Below are 17,022 nucleotides of genomic sequence, written 5' to 3'. Positions count from 1 at the left end.
GCGTGTTGCGGTTGTGTAACGGTGCTTTTGCCGGGGAGGCCAGGCGGGGCGGGGCCTGGCGGGTCAGCGGCGGGGTGGGGTATGCCGGTGGAAGTATGTATAATTCGTGCATACTTCATTGGAGGTCCCATGGAAGCCACCGTAGCTGAACGCGGGCAGATCACCCTGCCCAAGGCCGTACGTGACGCGCTGGGCCTGACCAAGGGCACGCTGCTGAAGGTCGAGCTGGAAGGCAGCCGGATCATCCTGCGCAAGAGCGTGGACGACGCCATTTCCCGTGCGCGCGGCAAGTTCGCGCTGGACGGCTTCGACTCGGCCGAGCAGGCCGTACGCACCGTGCGTGACGAGGCCGACGACGCATGATCGCCGTCGACTCCCCGGTCCTGATCGAACTGTTCAGCGATGGCCCGCGTGCCGACGCGGTGGAGGCCTGCCTGCGGCAGGCGCTGGTCGGCGGCCGGGTGGTCATCTGCGGCACGACCTTGGCCGAGGTCTGCGCCTCGCTGCGCGGCGGTGCCGAAGTGCAGGAGGCGCTGGAGGAAATGGGCGTCCATTTCAATCCGCTGGAAGCCAAATCCGCATTGCGCGCCGGCGAGATGCACCGCCGTCACCGCCAGCGCAGCGGCGAGACTCGCCGTATCGACGATTTCATGGTCGGTGCCCACGCGCTGCTGCAGTGCGACGGCCTGATCACCTGGAACGACACGTTTTATCGCGACTACTTCAAGGGCCTGAAGCTGATCGTGCCGCAAGCCTGAGCCCATCCATTACTCAAACCGTAACACCCGGGAGTTGTCATGTTGGAAGCCTACCGCCACCACGTAGCCGAGCGCGCCGCGCTTGGCATCCCGCCGCTGCCGCTGACCGCACAGCAGACGGCCGACGTCATCGAGCTGCTGAAGAACCCGCCGGCCGGTGAGGCCGAGTTCCTGCTCGACCTGATCACCCACCGCGTGCCGGCGGGTGTGGACGACGCCGCCAAGGTCAAGGCCTCGTACCTGGCCGCCATTGCCTTCGGCACCGAAAAGAACGCACTGATCAGCCGTGCGCGCGCCACCGAACTGCTGGGCACCATGCTCGGCGGTTACAACGTCGCCCCGTTGATCCAGCTGCTGGACGACGCCGAAGTCGGCGCCATCGCCGCCAACGGCCTGAAGCACACGCTGCTGGTGTTTGATGCCTTCCACGACGTGCAGGAAAAGGCCAAGGCCGGCAACGCCAATGCACAGGGCGTGCTGCAGAGCTGGGCCGATGCCGAGTGGTTCACCAGCAAGCCGGAAGTGCCGCAGAGCCTGACCATCACCGTGTTCAAGGTGCCGGGCGAAACCAACACCGACGACCTGTCGCCGGCCCCGGATGCGACCACCCGCCCGGACATCCCGATGCACGCGCTGGCGATGCTGAAGAACAAGCGTCCGGATGCCCCGTTCGTGCCGGAAGAAGACGGCAAGCGTGGCCCGATCCAGGAAATCCTGTCGCTGAAGGAAAAGGGCAACTTGGTTGCCTACGTCGGCGATGTGGTCGGCACCGGTTCCAGCCGCAAGTCCGCCACCAACTCGGTGCTGTGGTTCACCGGTGAAGACATCCCCTTCATCCCGAACAAGCGCTTCGGCGGTGTCTGCCTGGGTTCGAAGATCGCCCCGATCTTCTACAACACCATGGAAGATGCCGGCGCGCTGCCGATCGAGCTGGACGTGTCGAAGATGGAGCACGGCGATGTCGTCGAGCTGCGTCCGTACGACGGCAAGGCGCTGAAGAACGGTGAAGTGATCGCCGAATTCCAGGTCAAGAGCGACGTGCTGTTCGACGAAGTGCGCGCCGGCGGCCGCATTCCGCTGATCATCGGCCGTGGCCTGACCGCCAAGGCGCGTGAGGCGCTGGGCCTGCCGGTGACCGACCTGTTCCGCCTGCCGGTGCAGCCGGCCGATACCGGCAAGGGCTACTCGCTGGCCCAGAAGATGGTGGGCCGCGCCTGTGGCCTGCCGGAAGGCAAGGGCATGCGCCCGGGCACCTACTGCGAACCGAAGATGACCTCGGTGGGCTCGCAGGACACCACCGGCCCGATGACCCGCGACGAGCTGAAGGACCTGGCCTGCCTGGGCTTCTCGGCCGACCTGGTGATGCAGTCGTTCTGCCACACCGCCGCCTACCCGAAGCCGGTGGACGTGAAGACCCACCACACCCTGCCGGAGTTCATCTCCACCCGTGGCGGCGTCTCGCTGCGTCCGGGCGACGGCGTGATCCACAGCTGGCTCAACCGCATGCTGCTGCCGGACACCGTCGGTACCGGTGGTGACTCGCACACCCGTTTCCCGGTGGGCATCTCGTTCCCGGCCGGTTCGGGCCTGGTCGCCTTCGCGGCTGCCACCGGCGTGATGCCGCTGGACATGCCGGAGTCGGTGCTGGTGCGCTTCAAGGGCAAGATGCAGCCGGGCGTGACGCTGCGTGACCTGGTCAACGCGATCCCGCTGTACGCGATCAAGTCCGGTCTGCTGACCGTGGCCAAGGCGGGCAAGAAGAACATCTTCTCCGGCCGCATCCTGGAAATCGAAGGTCTGCCGGACCTGAAGGTGGAGCAGGCGTTCGAACTGTCCGACGCCTCGGCCGAGCGTTCGGCCGCTGGTTGCTCGGTGCGCCTGAACAAGGAACCGATCATCGAGTACCTCAACAGCAACATCACGCTGCTGAAGTGGATGATCGCCGAAGGCTACGCCGATGCCCGTTCGCTGGCCCGTCGCGTGGAGAAGATGGAAGCCTGGCTGGCCGACCCGCAGCTGCTGGAGCCGGATGCCGACGCCGAGTACGCCGCCGTCATCGAGATCGACCTGGCCGACATCCACGAGCCGATCGTGGCCTGCCCGAACGACCCGGACGACGTGAAGACGCTGTCCGAAGTTGCCGGTGCCAAGATCGACGAAGTGTTCATCGGTTCGTGCATGACCAACATCGGTCACTTCCGCGCCGCTGCGAAGCTGCTGGAAGGCAAGCGTGACATCCCGACCCGTCTGTGGGTGGCCCCGCCGACCAAGATGGATGCCTCCGAGCTGACCAAGGAAGGCGTGTACGGCACCTTCGGCAGCGCTGGTGCTCGCATGGAAATGCCGGGCTGCTCGCTGTGCATGGGCAACCAGGCGCAGATCCGCGAAGGCTCCACCGCGATGTCGACCTCGACCCGCAACTTCCCGAACCGCCTGGGCCGCAACACCAACGTGTACCTGGGTTCGGCCGAGCTGGCCGCGATCTGCTCGCGTCTGGGCCGCATCCCGACCAAGGAGGAGTACATGGCGGACATCGGCGTGATCAACGCCAATGGCGACACGATCTACCGCTACATGAACTTCGACCAGATCGCCGACTACAAGGACGTGGCCGATTCGGTCAACGCCTGAGTCTGATCTGCAGTAAGTGTTGAACAGAAAACCCCCGGCGCAAGCCGGGGGTTTTTGTTTGGTGCGGTTCCGGAGTGAGAAAGAGGAAGCATGCCTGCCTCGCTCTGTGTCGGTGGTCAGCGACGGCTCAGCGTTCGCGGAATGCCTCGCGTGCCTTGAGGACGGGCTTGAGCAGATAGTCCAGGACGCTCTTCTCGCCGGTGCGGATCTCCACCGAGGCGACCATGCCGGGAATGATCGGCAGCTCCTTGCCGCCCGCCTGCAGGGCGCTTTTCTCGGTGAGCACGAGCACGCGGTAGTACGTGTCGTCCGCACGGCCGGCCGCGGCCTTCTGGTCATCCTTGAGCGTGTCCGGACTGATGTGCTCCACCTTGCCGGTCAGGCCGCCATAGATGGCGTAGTCGTAGGCGGTGATCTTCACCGTGGCGGGCAGGCCGGGCCGCAGGAAGGCCACGTCCTTGGGCCGGATCTTGCCTTCGACCAGCAACTGATCCTCCAGCGGCACGATCTCCAGGATGTGCTCGCCGGGTTGGATCACGCCGCCGATGGTGTTCACCCGGACGTTCTTGATCGTCCCGTGCACCGGCGCGGTGATGGTGGTGCGTTCGACGACGTCGGCGCGACCCACCAGGTTCTCGTTGGTCTGGGAGAGCTCCATTTCCAGCTTGACCAGTTCGGAGTTGGCATCGGCGCGATAGCGGTTCTGGCGCTCGACCACCTGCGACTTGATGTCGTTGGCCTGGCGGCGCATGCGCAGCAGTTCGACGTCGGACAGCAGCCCCTTGGCGGCCAGCGGTTCGGCCAGGTTGATCTCGCGGATGGACAGTGCATAGCTGCGCTCCAGCGATGCGACGCTTTCGACCAGGGCACGGCGACGCGCATTGAACGCACGCGTCTCCTGCTCCACTTCCTCGGGGAACTCGCGTACCTGTGCATCGAACTCAAGCGGTTGGCCATAGGCTTCGGCGCGCAGGCGGGCGATGGTGGCCTTCAGCGCGATGACCTTGCTCAGTGCCTCGCGGTAGCTGGCGTTGGCGCGGGTGGCCTGGCCTGCGTGTTCCTGGATGAAGCAATCGACAGCTTCCGCCACGATCTGGCCGCGGTGCTGGCTTGGAGGGAAGATCCGCAGGTGCCTGCCCTGGCGGCGCTGGCGCACGGCATAAAGGGCGGTGCACGGATGGTGGACGCCGGCGAGGTGGTGCACGCTTGCGAGCGTGTGGAACAAGCCTGCCAGTACCCGCTCCACCCGCAGCTGTTGGAGACGGCGGTGACGGAGTTGGCAGCCCGGCTGGAAACCACGACGGCGCAGGCCATCGCATTGCGCGAGGTGCTGTGCGACGGCAGGTGCCCTGCGGCGGCATGAGCCCGGCTTCAGCAGCTTGAGCGCGGCGCAACCAGGCCGTGCAAGCGGGCGGTCAGGCCCGCGCCAGTGCCAGCAGGCGCTCGGCGATGCGTTCCAGCGGCAGCACTTCGTCCACCGCGCCCAGGCGCACCGCGCTGCCGGGCATGCCCCAGACCACGCTGGTGGCCTCGTCCTGTGCCAGGGTGGCGGCACCGGCCTGCTTCATCTCCAGCAGGCCACGCGCGCCGTCCTCGCCCATGCCGGTGAGGATGGCGCCGATGGCGTTGGCGCCGGCGTTCTGCGCCACCGAACGGAACAGCACGTCCACCGCCGGCTTGTGCAGGTTGACCGGCGCGGTGTCGTCCACGCGGCAGCGCCAGCGGGCGCCGTCGCGGATGATGCGCAGGTGCTTGCCGCCGGCCGGCAGGTAGGCATGGCCAGGCAGGATGGCTTCGCCGTCGCTGGCCTCGCGTACCGACATTGCCGAATGGCGATCCAGGCGCTCGGCGAAGGCCGCACTGAAGGCCGCAGGCAGGTGCTGGGTGAGCACCACGGCCGGCGCGTCGGCGGGCAGGGTCTCCAGCACGGTTCGCAGTGCTTCGGTGCCGCCGGCAGAGGCACCGATGGCGATCAACCGGTCGGTGGTGCGGAAGCCGATGTGGCTGGAGGCGCTCTGCACGGGCAGGCGGCGCAGCGGTGACGCCGAGGCACGTACGCGCGAGCGCGCGGCCATCTTGACCTTGGCGCGGATCTCGTCGGCGTAGGCTTCCAGGCCGCGGGCGATGTCCAGCTTGGGCTTGGCCACGAAGTCCACCGCGCCCAGGGCCAGGGCCTGCAGGGTGGTATCGGCGCCGCGCTCGGTCAGCGAGGACACCATCACCACCGGCATCGGGTGCAGGCGCATGAGGTTCTCGAGAAAGGCCAGCCCGTCCATGCGTGGCATTTCCACGTCCAGGGTCAGCACGTCCGGGTTCAGGCGCTTGATCTTCTCGCGCGCCAGCAGCGGATCGGCGGCGGTGCCGACCACCTCGATGCCGGGGTCGGCGGCCAGCAGTTCGGTGAGGACCTGGCGCACCAGCGCCGAGTCGTCCACCACCAGCACGCGGCAGGGCGGGGCCAGGCTCATTCGAACAGCTCCACGCCACCGCTGACCGGCGTGCGCGACAGCTTGGCGCGCACCGCGGTTTCGGCGGCCAGCACTTCGGCATCGTGCGCATGCGGCAGGCGCTGCACCACGACCCGGCCGGTGGTCGGGAAGAACCACACCTTGCGCGGGTGGATGCCGCACAGGTCCTCGGCGACGATGGGGATGTGCTCGGCCTGCAGGTACTGGCGCACGAACTCGGCGTTGCGGGTGCCGACCGGGTTGCTGGTGAAGCCCTTGAGCACGTTGGCGCCGCCGAAGACCTTGGCTTCCAGGCGTTTGCGGTGCGCGCCGCGCTTGAGCAGGTCGTTGATCAGCAGTTCCATCGCGTAGCTACCGTAGCGTGCGGGCGCGCCGTCGCCGACGTTGCCGTCCGGCAGCAGGAAGTGGTTCATGCCGCCGATGCCGAGGATCGGGTCGCGGATGCAGGCGGCCACGCAGGAGCCGAGCGTGGTGGTCAGCGCGGTGTCATCGTCCACGACCAGGTACTGGGTGGGTAGCAGCTTGGCGGCGACGGTCTGGAAGCGACTGTCGCGGTAGCGCATGACCTCGTCGGGATAGGACTGGGAAGGCTTCATGCACCGCTCCGGCGGGTACGGCGGTACAGGGTGCGGCCGCATGGCTGGATGAGGTCGGCCGCATGCAGGTAGTTCTCGGAATGGCCGGTGTAGAGCAGCCCGTCGTCGCCCATGTGCTCGACCAGCCGCGACAGGATGGCGCGCTGGGTGGGTTTGTCGAAGTAGATCATCACGTTGCGGCAGAACAGCGCGTCGAATGGGCCGCCGACGTCATAGCGGGAGCTGAGCAGGTTGAGCTGGCGGAACTCCACCAGCGCACGCAGCGCCGGCACCACCCGGCATTTGCCCTCGTTCGGGCCGGTGCCGCGCTGGAAATAGCGGCGCTTGGTTTCCGCATCCAGCCCGGCGATGCGTTCGATCGCGTACACGCCCTGGCTGGCGGTGGCCAGCACCTGGGTGTCCACGTCAGTGGCGAGGATGCGTACCGGCGGGGTCATCGTGCCGAACGTCTCGCAGGCGGTGATGGCCATGGAGTAGGGCTCTTCGCCGGTGGAGGCGGCGCACGACCATAGCTTGATCGGCGCATGCGAGGCACGCTGCTGCAGTTCCTCGTGCAGCTTGTCGAAGTGGTGCGGCTCGCGGAAGAACGAGGTCAGGTTGGTGGTCAGGGCGTTGGTGAATGCTTGCCATTCCTCGCCGCCGTGCTGCTCGAGCTGGTCCAGGTAGTCCTTGAATGACTGCAAGCCCAGCGAGCGCAGCCGGCGCGACAGCCGGCCGTACACCATGTCGCGCTTGGCCGGTGCCAGCGCGATCCCGGCACGGGCATGGATCAGCTCGCAGACGCGGCGGAAGTCGCGGTCGTTGAACTCGAAATCGCGCTGGGTGGTGTCGACGCTGGACATGCTGGCAGGTGCTCCGTTCAACTGGCCAACGCCAGCGCGGCCGGGACCTCGGCCGGCGCGCCGACGCCGGTGGACTCGATGCGGAACACCGCCACGGCCTGGTCGAGCTGGATGGCCTGTTCTTCCAGCAGGCGCGCCGCGGCACTGGCTTCCTCGACCAGGGCGGCGTTCTGCTGGGTGGTTTCGTCCATCTGCACGATGGTCTGGTTGACCTGCTCGATGCCGGCGCTCTGTTCCTGCGAGGCGGCGGAGATCTCGGCCATGATGTCGGTCACGCGCTGCACCGAAGTGACGATCTCGCCCATGGTCGCACCGGCCTGGTGCACCAGCTGCGAGCCTTCGGAGACACGCTGGGTGGAGTCATCGATCAGGCCCTTGATCTCCTTGGCGGCCGCCGCCGAGCGCTGCGCCAGGGTACGCACTTCACTGGCCACCACGGCGAAGCCGCGGCCCTGTTCGCCGGCACGCGCGGCTTCGACCGCGGCGTTCAAGGCCAGGATGTTGGTCTGGAAGGCGATGCCGTCGATCACCGAGATGATATCGGCGATGCGGCGCGAGGACTGCTCGATCTGGCCCATCGTGACCACCACTTCCTCGACCACGTTGCCGCCGCGGGCGGCGACGCCGGCCGCGCCGATGGCCAGCTGGTTGGCCCGGCGGGCGGAGTCGGCGTTCTGGCGCACGGTGGAGGTCAGTTCTTCCATCGAGGCGGCGGTTTCCTCCAGGTTGGCCGCCTGCACTTCGGTGCGGCGCGACAGGTCGCTGTTGCCGGTGGCGATCTCGCCGGCGGCCAGGTTGATGCTGTCGGCGGCGGACTGGATGCGCGAGACGATGCCCGAAAGCTGGGCAATGGTGCTGTCCGCGTCCTCGCGCATGCGGGCGAACACGCCCTGGAAGTCACCGTGCATGGTGGCGGTCAGGTCACCCTGGGCCAGGGCGCGCAGCAGCTGCGAGATCTGTTCCAGGTTGTGGTCGCTGGTGCGCATCATCGCGTTGAGGCTGCGCACCATGTCCAGGAAGTCGTGCTCGAAGCGCTGCTCGTCGCCGCGTAGGCTGAAGTCGCCGGCGGCGGCCGCGTTGCCCAGCCGCTTGATCTCGCTGTTGATGGCCGACAGGTTCTGCTTGATGGTGGCCATGGTCTCGGTGATGACGCGCTTCTCGCCCGGCAGCAGGGGCATGTCCGGGGTGAGGTCGCCCACCGCGTAGCGCTGCGCGATGGCGATGACCTGCATCTTCACGTCGATGTGGTTGGCCACCAGCACGTTGGTTTCGGCCACCATCACGCCGTAGTCGCCCGGGAACGCCTCGGCGTCGATGCGGTAGCTGATGATGCCGGCGTCGTGCTGGCGGGCCATTTCATTCTGGGCCTCGATCACCGCGCGCAGCTGGTCCTGCATGCGCTGCATGCTGGTGAGCAGCTGCCCGGTCTCGTCGCGGCTGGGTGCGGGGATGGTGTTGTCCATGCGGCCGCGCGCGATGGCATTGGCCACCGCGGTGGCGTTGCGCAGTGGCGTGACGATGCGGCTGCCGATGACCCAGCTCAGGCCGACCACCAGCAGCACCAGTACGCCACCGGCGACGGTCATGATGGCGGTGAACTTCAGCGCCTGGCCCTGCACCTCGTCCATGTAAACGCCGCTGGACACCACCCAGTTCCACGGGCCGTACAGGCCGGCGTAGGCCAGCTTGGCGACCGGGCCCTGCGTGCCGGGCTTGGCCCAGGTGTAGCCGACGTAGCCGCCACCGCGGCGCGCGGCCTCGACCTGGTCGTAGTACAGGCGTACGCCGTCCTCGCCACGGAAGTCCTTCATGTCCTTGCCGACCAGGTCGGCGCGGAACGGATGCATCAGCAGCACGTAGTCGGTGTTGTAGACGTTGAGGTAGTTGACGTCGGCGTTGGAGCGCATGTTCTGCAGCGCGGCCAGCGCCTGCTGCTGTGCGTCGTGCAGCGACAGCTCACCGGCCTTCACGCGGTTGGCGTAGTAGTCCAGCACGCCCTGGCTCATCTCCACCTGGGCCTTGAGCGACTCCTTGCGGGTTTCGTACAGATCCACGTACTGCATGCGGGCGGCGATCACCGACAGCGCGATCACGCCCAGCGCGATCAGCACCGTCAACAGGTTCAGCTTGCGCCGCACGGAGATGTTGCTGATGTAGTTCGACCAGAGACGGTAGGGATTCATGGCAAAGGGCAGCGCCCGTGGGGGGCGAGCGGGAAAGGGGAAGTTACGGGTGTATCGGCCGCGCGAGCCGAATGTTTAGCCGGCGCATAACGCACGACCCCGGCCGGAGCCGGGGTCGTGTGGGTCAGAACTCCTGCCAGTCCGAATCGGCCAGCTCGGCAACCGCGGTCCGGTTGCCGGCAACCCGCCGGCGCACCGGTTCCGGGGCGGGTGCCGGGCGACGCGGCTCGGGCTTGCTGGCGAGCGGCGGCGTAGCGATGGGTTCTTCCGGCTGGCTGTCATCGAGGCGGAACACCGACACGACGGTGGCCAGGTGGCCGGCCTGTTCTTCCATCGAACGGGCCGCGGCGGTGGCTTCCTCCACCAGTGCGGCGTTCTGCTGGGTGGTCTCGTCCATCTGGGTGACGGTCTGGTTGACCTGCTCGATGCCGGCGCTCTGTTCCTGCGAGGCGGCGGAGATCTCGGCCATGATGTCGGTCACGCGCTGCACCGAGGCCACGATCTCGCCCATGGTGGTGCCGGCCTTGCGGACCAGCGCCGAGCCGTCGGACACCTTGCCGACCGAGTCATCGATCAGGCCCTTGATCTCCTTGGCGGCACCGGCCGAGCGCTGGGCCAGCGTGCGTACTTCCGAGGCGACCACGGCGAAGCCGCGGCCCTGCTCGCCGGCGCGCGCGGCTTCCACCGCGGCGTTGAGCGCCAGGATGTTGGTCTGGAAAGCGATGCCGTCGATGACCGAGATGATCTCGGCGATCTTCTTGGACGAGGCCTCGATGGCGCTCATCGTGGTCACCACCTGGCTGACCACCTCGCCACCCTGCGAGGCCACTGAAGCGGCACCGATGGCGAGCTGGTTGGCCTGGCGGGCCGATTCGGCGTTCTGGCGCACGGTGGAGGTCAGTTCCTCCATCGAGGCGGCGGTTTCCTCCAGGTTGGCGGCCTGCTGCTCGGTACGGCGCGACAGGTCGTTGTTGCCGCTGGCGATCTCGGTGGCGGCCGCATTGATGGCAACCGAGGACTGCTTGATGCGGCCAACGATGCCGGTCAGCTGCTCGGCGGTGGCGTTGGCGTCGTCACGCATGGTGGCGAACACGCCCTGGTACTGGCCATGCATGCGCACGGTGAGGTCGCCGCGCGACAGCGCCGAGAGCAGCGCGGAAATCTGTTCCAGGCTGCTGGCGTTGGCGTCGAGCAGGCTGTTGATCTGGCCGGCCAGCTGCAGGAAGAAGCCGTCCTTGTCGCTGGTCTCGATGCGGCCGCTGAGGTCGCCGGCGGCGGCGGCTTCGATCACGCGCGCCACTTCCTTCTCCACCAACGCTTCGGTGGTGCGATCGCGCCATTCGACCACGTGGCCGACGGCCACGCCGCTGTCGTTGCGGATGACCGAGATCGCCTGCGCGAACTGGGCATCGCCGAAACTCATCTGGCGACGGGCCACGCCGTTCTTTTCCAGTGCGTCGAGCACCTTGTTGTCGACCTGGCCGTTGTGCTCCAGCGCGGTGACCGGTTGGCCGACCAGGGCGATGCTGGCGTCATAGTGGGACAGGGCGCCGGTCAGCGCGTCGTTGTACTGGACCAGCGTGTCCAGCAGGGCACGGTTGGCGTAGACGATTTCCAGGTCTTCGTTGGTCAGGTACACGCCGGTGGAGGAGTAGTCCAGCGCGGTACGGATGCGCAGGTTCTCCGCAGCCACGGCCTGGTCGCGCTCGATGCGCTCGCGCAGGTCGCGCTGCATGCGCTGCATGGCGCGCAGCAGGTCGCCGACTTCATCGGCACGGTTGACGTCGATATGGCCGTCGAGCTTGCCGCTGGCCACTTCGTTGGCCACGTCCACGGCGCCGCGCACCGAGCCGACCAGCGAGCGGGCGAACAGCCATACCAGCAGCACGCCGCCGGCCGCACCGACCAGGATGGCGATGGCGGTCAGGATGGCCGAGGTGGTGTAGGTCTCCGCGGCGGCCTTGGCACCGGCCTGGGCGCGGGCATTGTCGTTGGCGGCCAGTGCCTCCAGCGACACGTAGGCCTTGCGGTGCAGGTTGCGGGTTTCGCCGACGAAGGTGTCGATGGCGTCATCGGGCAGGTCCAGCGACAGCATCTCCGTCACCGAGTCATAGGACACCGTGGCGGCCTTCCAGTCGGCAGCGAAGGCGTCGAACAGCTTCTTCTGCTCGGGGTTGTCGATCAGCTTGGGATAGCTGGCGATGGTGGCGTCGATCTCCTTGCGCAGTTCCTCGGCGCGGCGCTTGGCGTCGGCCTTGACCTCGTCACTGGCACGCACCAGGCCCTGGTAGGACGCGTTGCGGTATTCGCTGACCATTCCGCTCAGTTCACCGGTCGCGCGCAGGCTGGGCATGCGGTTGTCGGCCAGGTCGGTGGTGGCTTCATTGAGGGTGTACAGGCCACGGAACGCGACGATGCCCTGCAACAGCATGACGAACAGCACTACGCCGAAGGTAAGCATCAGCTTCGGCTTGAGTTTGAGCGAGTTGACCCACTGCATCTTGGAGATCTCCGGTGACGTCCCGCGCGCGCACGGGCAGCGTGCGCCGCACCGGCGGGGCCGGCGCGGCACCAGGCTGGGATTACTTGATGTTTGCCAGCTTCAGGCTGGCCGGCGAGCTGACTTCGATCTCGGCGCGCGAGGAGTCACGCTGGATCTTGCCGATGACGCAGACGGTCTTGCCTTCCAGCGACTCCAGCGGGAAGCCGAAGTTGCCACGGTTGGCGCCGGAGATGCGCGCGGAGAAGGTGTGGCGCGGGAACTGGCCACCCATGTGCAGGAAGGTCGGCTGGCCTTCGGAGCCTTCGGCGTAGCGGGCCTTCTCGACCTTGCCGCAGACCATGCCGTCCTTGCCGGCGAAGCGGGCGGCGTTTTCCGGCGGGATCATCTCGGCCGGGTCGGCGGCGACGTGGAACGAGGCGGTGGCCAGGACGGCTGCCGACAGCAGGCAAATCAGGTGCTTGGACATCAAAATCTCCGGGGATGACGAGAGGGCGCCAGTCGGGGAGGACGGGCATGCAATGGGCTATCGGCCGACAGGGCAGGCGGCTGAGGGCGCATGTTCGGAAATGTGATGCGCCTCCCGGTTGGTTGGATCAGGCCGCGGCTTCTTCGGTCGCCGCGGCCTGCCCGAGGTCGGCGGTGTCGAGCAGGGTTTCGATGTCCAGCAAGATCAGCATGCGGTCGTCCTGGGTGCCGATGCCGGAGATGAAGCGGGTGTCCACCGCGGCACCGAATTCCGGGGTCGGGCGGATCTGCTCGGCCGACAGCGGGATCACGTCCGAGACGCTGTCCACGACGATGCCGACCACGCGGTCCTCGACGTTGAGCACGATCATCACGGTGAAGGCGTCGTAGCGTGCCTCGTCCAGGCGCAGTTTCAGGCGCAGGTCGATGACCGGCACGATGGTGCCGCGCAGGTTGATGACGCCCTTGATGTAGTCCGGGGCATCGGGCACGCGGGTGACCGCGTCGTAGCCGCGGATCTCCTGCACCTTGAGGATGTCGACGCCGTAGTGCTCGGCGCCGAGGGTGAAGCTGAGGTACTCGCCGCCGGTGCCTTCGGCGGAAGTGGTACGCGTATCGTTCATGGCAGGTCCTAGTCCTGGCGTGGCGCCGGTGGCTGTTGCACCGGTATCGGCGCCAGGAGGCGGGACTTTAGCGACGGACGGCCACGGACGGTGGGGCGCGTTCGGCCAGGTGGGGTGCACGATGGCGCCCGGGCCGGGTCAGTCGCCGTTGCTGCGCGCCTTGCGTAGCCGATCGATGCGGAAGATGTACCGCTGGATCAGCGTGTCGGCACCGCGTGGCAGGTCGTCGAAGCGCAGGCCGGCGCGGATGGTTTCCATGCCGTTGGCCTGTTTCTGCTGGCGCAGGTTGCAGACCACCAGGGTGGTGGTCACCGGCGGCGCGTCGGGGATCAGCAGCCCGCAGCCGCGATAGCGGCCCTGCAGGGCGAGCAGGTCCTGCGGCGAGGGCAGCATCAGCGCCATGCCGCCGGCGCTGATGTCGATCACCCGCCAGCGGCTGGGCTCGCCGCCGTCCGGGTCGGGGATCAGGCAGTAGGGTGAGTCGCCCACCGGGGTTTCCAGCCGGTAGAACTCACGGCGTTGCAGGTGGTAGACCTCCTCCGGCAGCGGTACCCGGAATGCCACCCGGCCGTCCTGTTCGATGCGGCGGTGGCCGTGCAGCTGGAAGCGCACGGTGACCTTGTCGACCTGGCCAAAGCACAGCAGGGAAGCGGCGACCTCCGCGCTGCGGTTGATCGCCGGCAGCGGGCTGGCATCGAGCAGCAGGCCGTCCTCGTCCACTTCCAGCACGGCGCTGGGGAAGGACTGGTCGCGTCCATCCGGGTGCGCGTTGACCATCGACCGCTGGTCGATCATCTGCTGCAGCAGGTGCCGGATCTGGTGCGGGCTGCGCACCATGTAACGTTCATCGGCATACAGGTTGCCGGCGACGGTGGACGGGCTCGACTCGAAGGATTCGGGTACGGACATGGAGGCGCTTGCAGAGGGTCGAAGCCAGGGAACCCGCAATCGGTCTCCTGGAAACTGTGATATCGGCCGCTCTTTCTAACTCTTTAGGCGCACTGTTACGAGCCTTTTGTGTGACGCATGGCGTTTGCTGATGGTCGGAGAGGCGTGCGACGGCTTTCCGGCGCTGCATGGGTATCCCGAGCAGGAGCCGCTGGAATGGCGCGGCCGCAAGGCGGGAGCGCATTATGCGGGATGGGAACGGGCCATCGCCGCTCTTCGAACGGCCGTACCGTGCGGCGGTCGGTGGTGAGCGTTGGGCCAAAGAGGCCGGCGGTGGACAGGCCGGAGAGTTCCCGACCACCGCCGGCAAGCAACGGATCAGAACTCCTGCCAGTCCTCGCCACTGCTGACCGGTGCATGGACTGCCGGCTTGCCCGGGATGGCACGCAGGGTGGGGCGTGGCCGCGGGGCGGCCGGCGGCGGTACGCTGGCGGCAACGCGGGCCAGTGATGCGCTGACGGCGTCGGAGAGGCGGAACTGGGCCACTGCATCGGTCAGCTGGCGCGCCTGGTCTTCCATCGAGCGTGCCGCCGCGGAGGCTTCCTCGACCAGCGCGGCATTCTGCTGGGTGCTCTCGTCCATCTGCATCACGGTCTGGTTGACCTGTTCGATGCCGGCGGTCTGTTCCTGCGAGGCGGCGGCGATGTCGGCCATGATCGTGGTCACGCGCTGCACCGAGGCCACGATGTCGTCCATGGTGCTGCCGGCGCGGCGGACCAGTTGCGAGCCTTCGCTGACCTTGCCGACCGAGTCGTCGATCAATCCCTTGATCTCCTTGGCCGCGGCGGCCGAACGCTGCGCCAGGGTGCGCACTTCCGAGGCCACCACCGCGAAACCACGGCCCTGGTCGCCGGCCCGGGCCGCTTCCACCGCCGCGTTCAAGGCCAGGATGTTGGTCTGGAAGGCGATGCCGTCGATCACGCTGATGATGTCGGCGATGCGTTGGGAGGACTGCTCGATCGAGCTCATGGTGTTGACCACGCGCCCGACCACTTCGCCGCCCTGCGCGGCCACGTCGGCGGCACCGCGCGCCAGCTGGTCGGCCTGGCGGGCATGCTCGGCGTTCTGGCGCACGGTGGAGGTCAGCTCCTCCATCGAGGCAGCGGTTTCCTCCAGGTTGGCGGCCTGCGTCTCGGTGCGGCGCGACAGGTCGCTGTTGCCGGTGGCGATCTCGCTGGCCGACAGGCTGATGCTGCCGCTGGCGGCCTGGATGCCGGAGACGATGCTGGCGAGCTGGTCGATGCTGGCGTTGCCGTCGTCACGCATGCGCGCGAAGATGCCGTGGAAGTCGCCTTCGACACGACGGGTCAGGTCACCGTCGGCAATGGCCTGCAGCAGCCGCGAGATGTGGCCGAGGTTGTCCTCGGTGGTCTGCATCAGCGCGTTGAGCCCGCCGACCATCTCGCGGAAGTCGTGCTCGTAGCGGTCGATGTCGCCACGCTGGCTGAAATCACCGGCGGCGGCGGCGCGCGACAGGCGCTTGATCTCGTTGTTGATGGCCGACAGGCTGGCCTTGGTGCCGTCCATCGCGTCGGTGATGGCGGCCTTCTCGCCGGGCAGGCGGTCCATGTCCACCGACAGGTCGCCACGGGCGTAGTGGCGCATCACCTCGACCACCCGCATCTTCACGCCGATGTGCTGGGCGACCAGGGCATTGACTTCGCGCACCATGCGCCCGTACTCGCCGGGGAAGCGGGATTCGTCGATGCGGTAGCTGATCTGGCCCTGGTCGTGCTCGCGCGCCATGTCGGACTGCGCGGCGATCACCGCCTTGAGCTGGTGCTGCATGCGCTGCATCGAAGCCAGCAACTGGCCGACCTCGTCACCGCGTCCGGCATCGATGGTGCCGTCCAGGCGGCCGGTGGCGACCTCGTCGGCGGCCCGCAGGGCGTCCTTCAGCGGGCGCACGATGGCGCGCACGATGACCACGCCGAGGGCGACCGACAGCAGGCCCAGCAAGGCCATGCAGGCGAACAGTGCGTTGGTGCTGCGCGCCTGGGTGGCATCGGCGAGCGCCACCTCGCTGTCCAGGGCCGACACGACGTAGCTGCTGAGCTTCTCCACGTCGCTGAACAGGTCGCGGCGGCTGACGCGCGAGTGTTCGTTGGAGATCTGCTGGGCCAGCTCGAACTGGCCATCGGCCACGGCCTTTTCCATCTGCGCATGGGCACTGAGGTATTGCTCCAGGGTCTTGAGCATCTGGCCGTACAGGCGCTTCTGCTCATCGCTGGCGGGCAGGGCCTCGTAGCGCTTCTGGTGCTCGGCCAGCTTGGCGCGCTGGTCGGCGATGCGCTGGTTGTACTCGGCGACGAACGCCGGCTCGTGCAGGTGGGACAACTGTGACAGCTCGGCGATGCGGATTTCGGCCAGGTCGGCGCGGATGCTCTCCAGGTGTTGGACGGCCGGCATGTAGCGCTGGCTCATCTCGTTCAACTGGGTGGTGGCCTGCTTGAGGCGGACCACCGCGAACGCGCCCATGCCAACGGTGGCGACGGTGGTGAGGGTGAAAGCGATCGCGAGCTTGCGGGCGATCGTGAGGTTGCGGAAGAACTCCATCTCTTTCTCTCCGGATCGACTTTGCGGGTGACGCCCTCGCCCGAGGATGTTGCCGGCGCGTTGGCGCGGATAAGGCCGGCGTTCATTGCCGGCTGTTCAGCGGATAGCGGCGCGATCCGGAGGCGGCTTGATGGCTGAACAGGGGGTGTTTTATGAACTGAAAGGGCATGTGATGAAGTCGTGAGGATCGTGATGAAACTCTTACGATTCAGAGCGTTATCTGTAATCCCGGCTACGCGGAAAGTGGGTTGGATGTCCCAAAACACGACGACCACGGGTAGGCCGTGGTCGTCGTGGGGGTGAAGCCGGAAACCGCGGGAAAATCAGAATTCCTGCCAGTCCTCGGCCGCGGCGCCCATCGGTTCGATCCGGCGTGCTGCCGGCGCGCGCGCGATGCGCGGGCTGGCCGGTGCCGGGCTGGCCGGGCGGCTACGCGGCGGGCTGGCGAT

General features: G+C 67.4%; 14 protein-coding genes. 4 read left to right on the top strand and 10 right to left on the bottom strand.

The window, feature by feature from the left end:
* The first annotated feature begins 129 nt into the window (after window positions 1-129).
* The 3 genes from AC06FE_RS11465 to acnB are packed head-to-tail and all read left to right on the top strand — an operon-like array spanning window position 130 to window position 3,389.
* A complete protein-coding gene (locus AC06FE_RS11465; RefSeq protein WP_192285890.1) occupies window positions 130-363 on the top strand; it encodes an AbrB/MazE/SpoVT family DNA-binding domain-containing protein in 234 nt (77 codons plus the stop codon).
* The gene (locus AC06FE_RS11460) at window positions 360-758 is read left to right on the top strand and encodes a type II toxin-antitoxin system VapC family toxin (protein ID WP_478073095.1); all 399 of its coding nucleotides are present in this window, start codon (window positions 360-362) and stop codon (window positions 756-758) included. The genes AC06FE_RS11465 and AC06FE_RS11460 overlap by 4 nt, the downstream gene beginning before the upstream one ends.
* A gap of 39 nt (window positions 759-797) precedes the next feature.
* A complete protein-coding gene (acnB, locus tag AC06FE_RS11455; protein WP_192285888.1) occupies window positions 798-3,389 on the top strand; it encodes a bifunctional aconitate hydratase 2/2-methylisocitrate dehydratase in 2,592 nt (863 codons plus the stop codon).
* A 127-nt stretch (window positions 3,390-3,516) separates the two neighbouring features.
* On the opposite strand, the gene AC06FE_RS11450 is transcribed toward acnB, so the two are convergent.
* Window positions 3,517-4,479, bottom strand: coding sequence for an HlyD family type I secretion periplasmic adaptor subunit (locus tag AC06FE_RS11450; protein WP_478073094.1), 963 nt, complete (start codon window positions 4,477-4,479; stop codon window positions 3,517-3,519).
* On the opposite strand from AC06FE_RS11450, the gene AC06FE_RS11445 reads away from it, so the two are divergent.
* Complete coding sequence (locus tag AC06FE_RS11445) at window positions 4,444-4,752, top strand: Hpt domain-containing protein (RefSeq protein WP_478073093.1); 309 nt, start codon at window positions 4,444-4,446, stop codon at window positions 4,750-4,752. The two genes, AC06FE_RS11450 and AC06FE_RS11445, sit on opposite strands and share 36 nt — an antisense overlap.
* 52 nt (window positions 4,753-4,804) lie before the next feature.
* Here the strand turns inward: AC06FE_RS11445 and AC06FE_RS11440 are convergent, their stop codons facing one another.
* From AC06FE_RS11440 to AC06FE_RS11400, 9 genes are all read right to left on the bottom strand, one after another.
* Window positions 4,805-5,857, bottom strand: a complete 1,053-nt coding sequence (locus AC06FE_RS11440; RefSeq protein WP_446541424.1) for a protein-glutamate methylesterase/protein-glutamine glutaminase — start codon at window positions 5,855-5,857, stop codon at window positions 4,805-4,807.
* On the bottom strand, window positions 5,854-6,453 hold the full coding sequence (gene cheD, locus AC06FE_RS11435) for a chemoreceptor glutamine deamidase CheD (RefSeq protein ID WP_132863144.1): 600 nt from the start codon (window positions 6,451-6,453) through the stop codon (window positions 5,854-5,856). Before cheD ends, AC06FE_RS11440 begins: the two co-directional genes overlap by 4 nt.
* On the bottom strand, window positions 6,450-7,295 hold the full coding sequence (locus AC06FE_RS11430) for a CheR family methyltransferase (RefSeq protein ID WP_132863145.1): 846 nt from the start codon (window positions 7,293-7,295) through the stop codon (window positions 6,450-6,452). The genes cheD and AC06FE_RS11430 overlap by 4 nt, the downstream gene beginning before the upstream one ends.
* A gap of 17 nt (window positions 7,296-7,312) precedes the next feature.
* Window positions 7,313-9,478: a methyl-accepting chemotaxis protein gene (locus tag AC06FE_RS11425; RefSeq protein WP_478073092.1), complete on the bottom strand. Its 2,166-nt coding sequence runs from the start codon at window positions 9,476-9,478 to the stop codon at window positions 7,313-7,315.
* A gap of 124 nt (window positions 9,479-9,602) precedes the next feature.
* Window positions 9,603-11,978, bottom strand: a complete 2,376-nt coding sequence (locus tag AC06FE_RS11420; protein WP_478073091.1) for a methyl-accepting chemotaxis protein — start codon at window positions 11,976-11,978, stop codon at window positions 9,603-9,605.
* An 82-nt stretch (window positions 11,979-12,060) separates the two neighbouring features.
* Window positions 12,061-12,447 (bottom strand): hypothetical protein, encoded by a 387-nt coding sequence (locus AC06FE_RS11415; protein WP_165931125.1) that lies wholly within the window; start codon window positions 12,445-12,447, stop codon window positions 12,061-12,063.
* A 127-nt stretch (window positions 12,448-12,574) separates the two neighbouring features.
* A complete protein-coding gene (locus tag AC06FE_RS11410) occupies window positions 12,575-13,069 on the bottom strand; it encodes a chemotaxis protein CheW (RefSeq protein WP_313254299.1) in 495 nt (164 codons plus the stop codon).
* Window positions 13,070-13,207: 138 nt separating this feature from the next.
* Window positions 13,208-13,978, bottom strand: a complete 771-nt coding sequence (locus AC06FE_RS11405) for a flagellar brake protein (RefSeq protein ID WP_192285875.1) — start codon at window positions 13,976-13,978, stop codon at window positions 13,208-13,210.
* 357 nt (window positions 13,979-14,335) lie between these two features.
* Window positions 14,336-16,573 (bottom strand): methyl-accepting chemotaxis protein, encoded by a 2,238-nt coding sequence (locus AC06FE_RS11400; RefSeq protein ID WP_478073090.1) that lies wholly within the window; start codon window positions 16,571-16,573, stop codon window positions 14,336-14,338.
* Between the last annotated feature and the right edge of the window lie 449 nt (window positions 16,574-17,022).

The organism is Stenotrophomonas sp. Steno-C18 (assembly GCF_056393195.1).
This window is presented reverse-complemented; position numbering and strand designations above follow the sequence as displayed.

Bases quoted from the DNA above. Each gene is read 5' to 3' on its own strand.
- AC06FE_RS11420 (WP_478073091.1), bottom strand. From the start codon at position 11,978: ATGCAGTGGGTCAACTCGCTCAAACTCAAGCCGAAGCTGATGCTTACC.
- AC06FE_RS11405 (WP_192285875.1), bottom strand. From the start codon at position 13,978: ATGTCCGTACCCGAATCCTTCGAGTCGAGCCCGTCCACCGTCGCCGGC.
- AC06FE_RS11415 (WP_165931125.1), bottom strand. From the start codon at position 12,447: ATGTCCAAGCACCTGATTTGCCTGCTGTCGGCAGCCGTCCTGGCCACC.
- AC06FE_RS11440 (WP_446541424.1), bottom strand. From the start codon at position 5,857: ATGAGCCTGGCCCCGCCCTGCCGCGTGCTGGTGGTGGACGACTCGGCG.
- AC06FE_RS11410 (WP_313254299.1), bottom strand. From the start codon at position 13,069: ATGAACGATACGCGTACCACTTCCGCCGAAGGCACCGGCGGCGAGTAC.
- AC06FE_RS11460 (WP_478073095.1), top strand. From the start codon at position 360: ATGATCGCCGTCGACTCCCCGGTCCTGATCGAACTGTTCAGCGATGGC.
- AC06FE_RS11425 (WP_478073092.1), bottom strand. From the start codon at position 9,478: ATGAATCCCTACCGTCTCTGGTCGAACTACATCAGCAACATCTCCGTG.
- AC06FE_RS11430 (WP_132863145.1), bottom strand. From the start codon at position 7,295: ATGTCCAGCGTCGACACCACCCAGCGCGATTTCGAGTTCAACGACCGC.
- AC06FE_RS11400 (WP_478073090.1), bottom strand. From the start codon at position 16,573: ATGGAGTTCTTCCGCAACCTCACGATCGCCCGCAAGCTCGCGATCGCT.
- AC06FE_RS11465 (WP_192285890.1), top strand. From the start codon at position 130: ATGGAAGCCACCGTAGCTGAACGCGGGCAGATCACCCTGCCCAAGGCC.
- cheD (WP_132863144.1), bottom strand. From the start codon at position 6,453: ATGAAGCCTTCCCAGTCCTATCCCGACGAGGTCATGCGCTACCGCGAC.
- acnB (WP_192285888.1), top strand. From the start codon at position 798: ATGTTGGAAGCCTACCGCCACCACGTAGCCGAGCGCGCCGCGCTTGGC.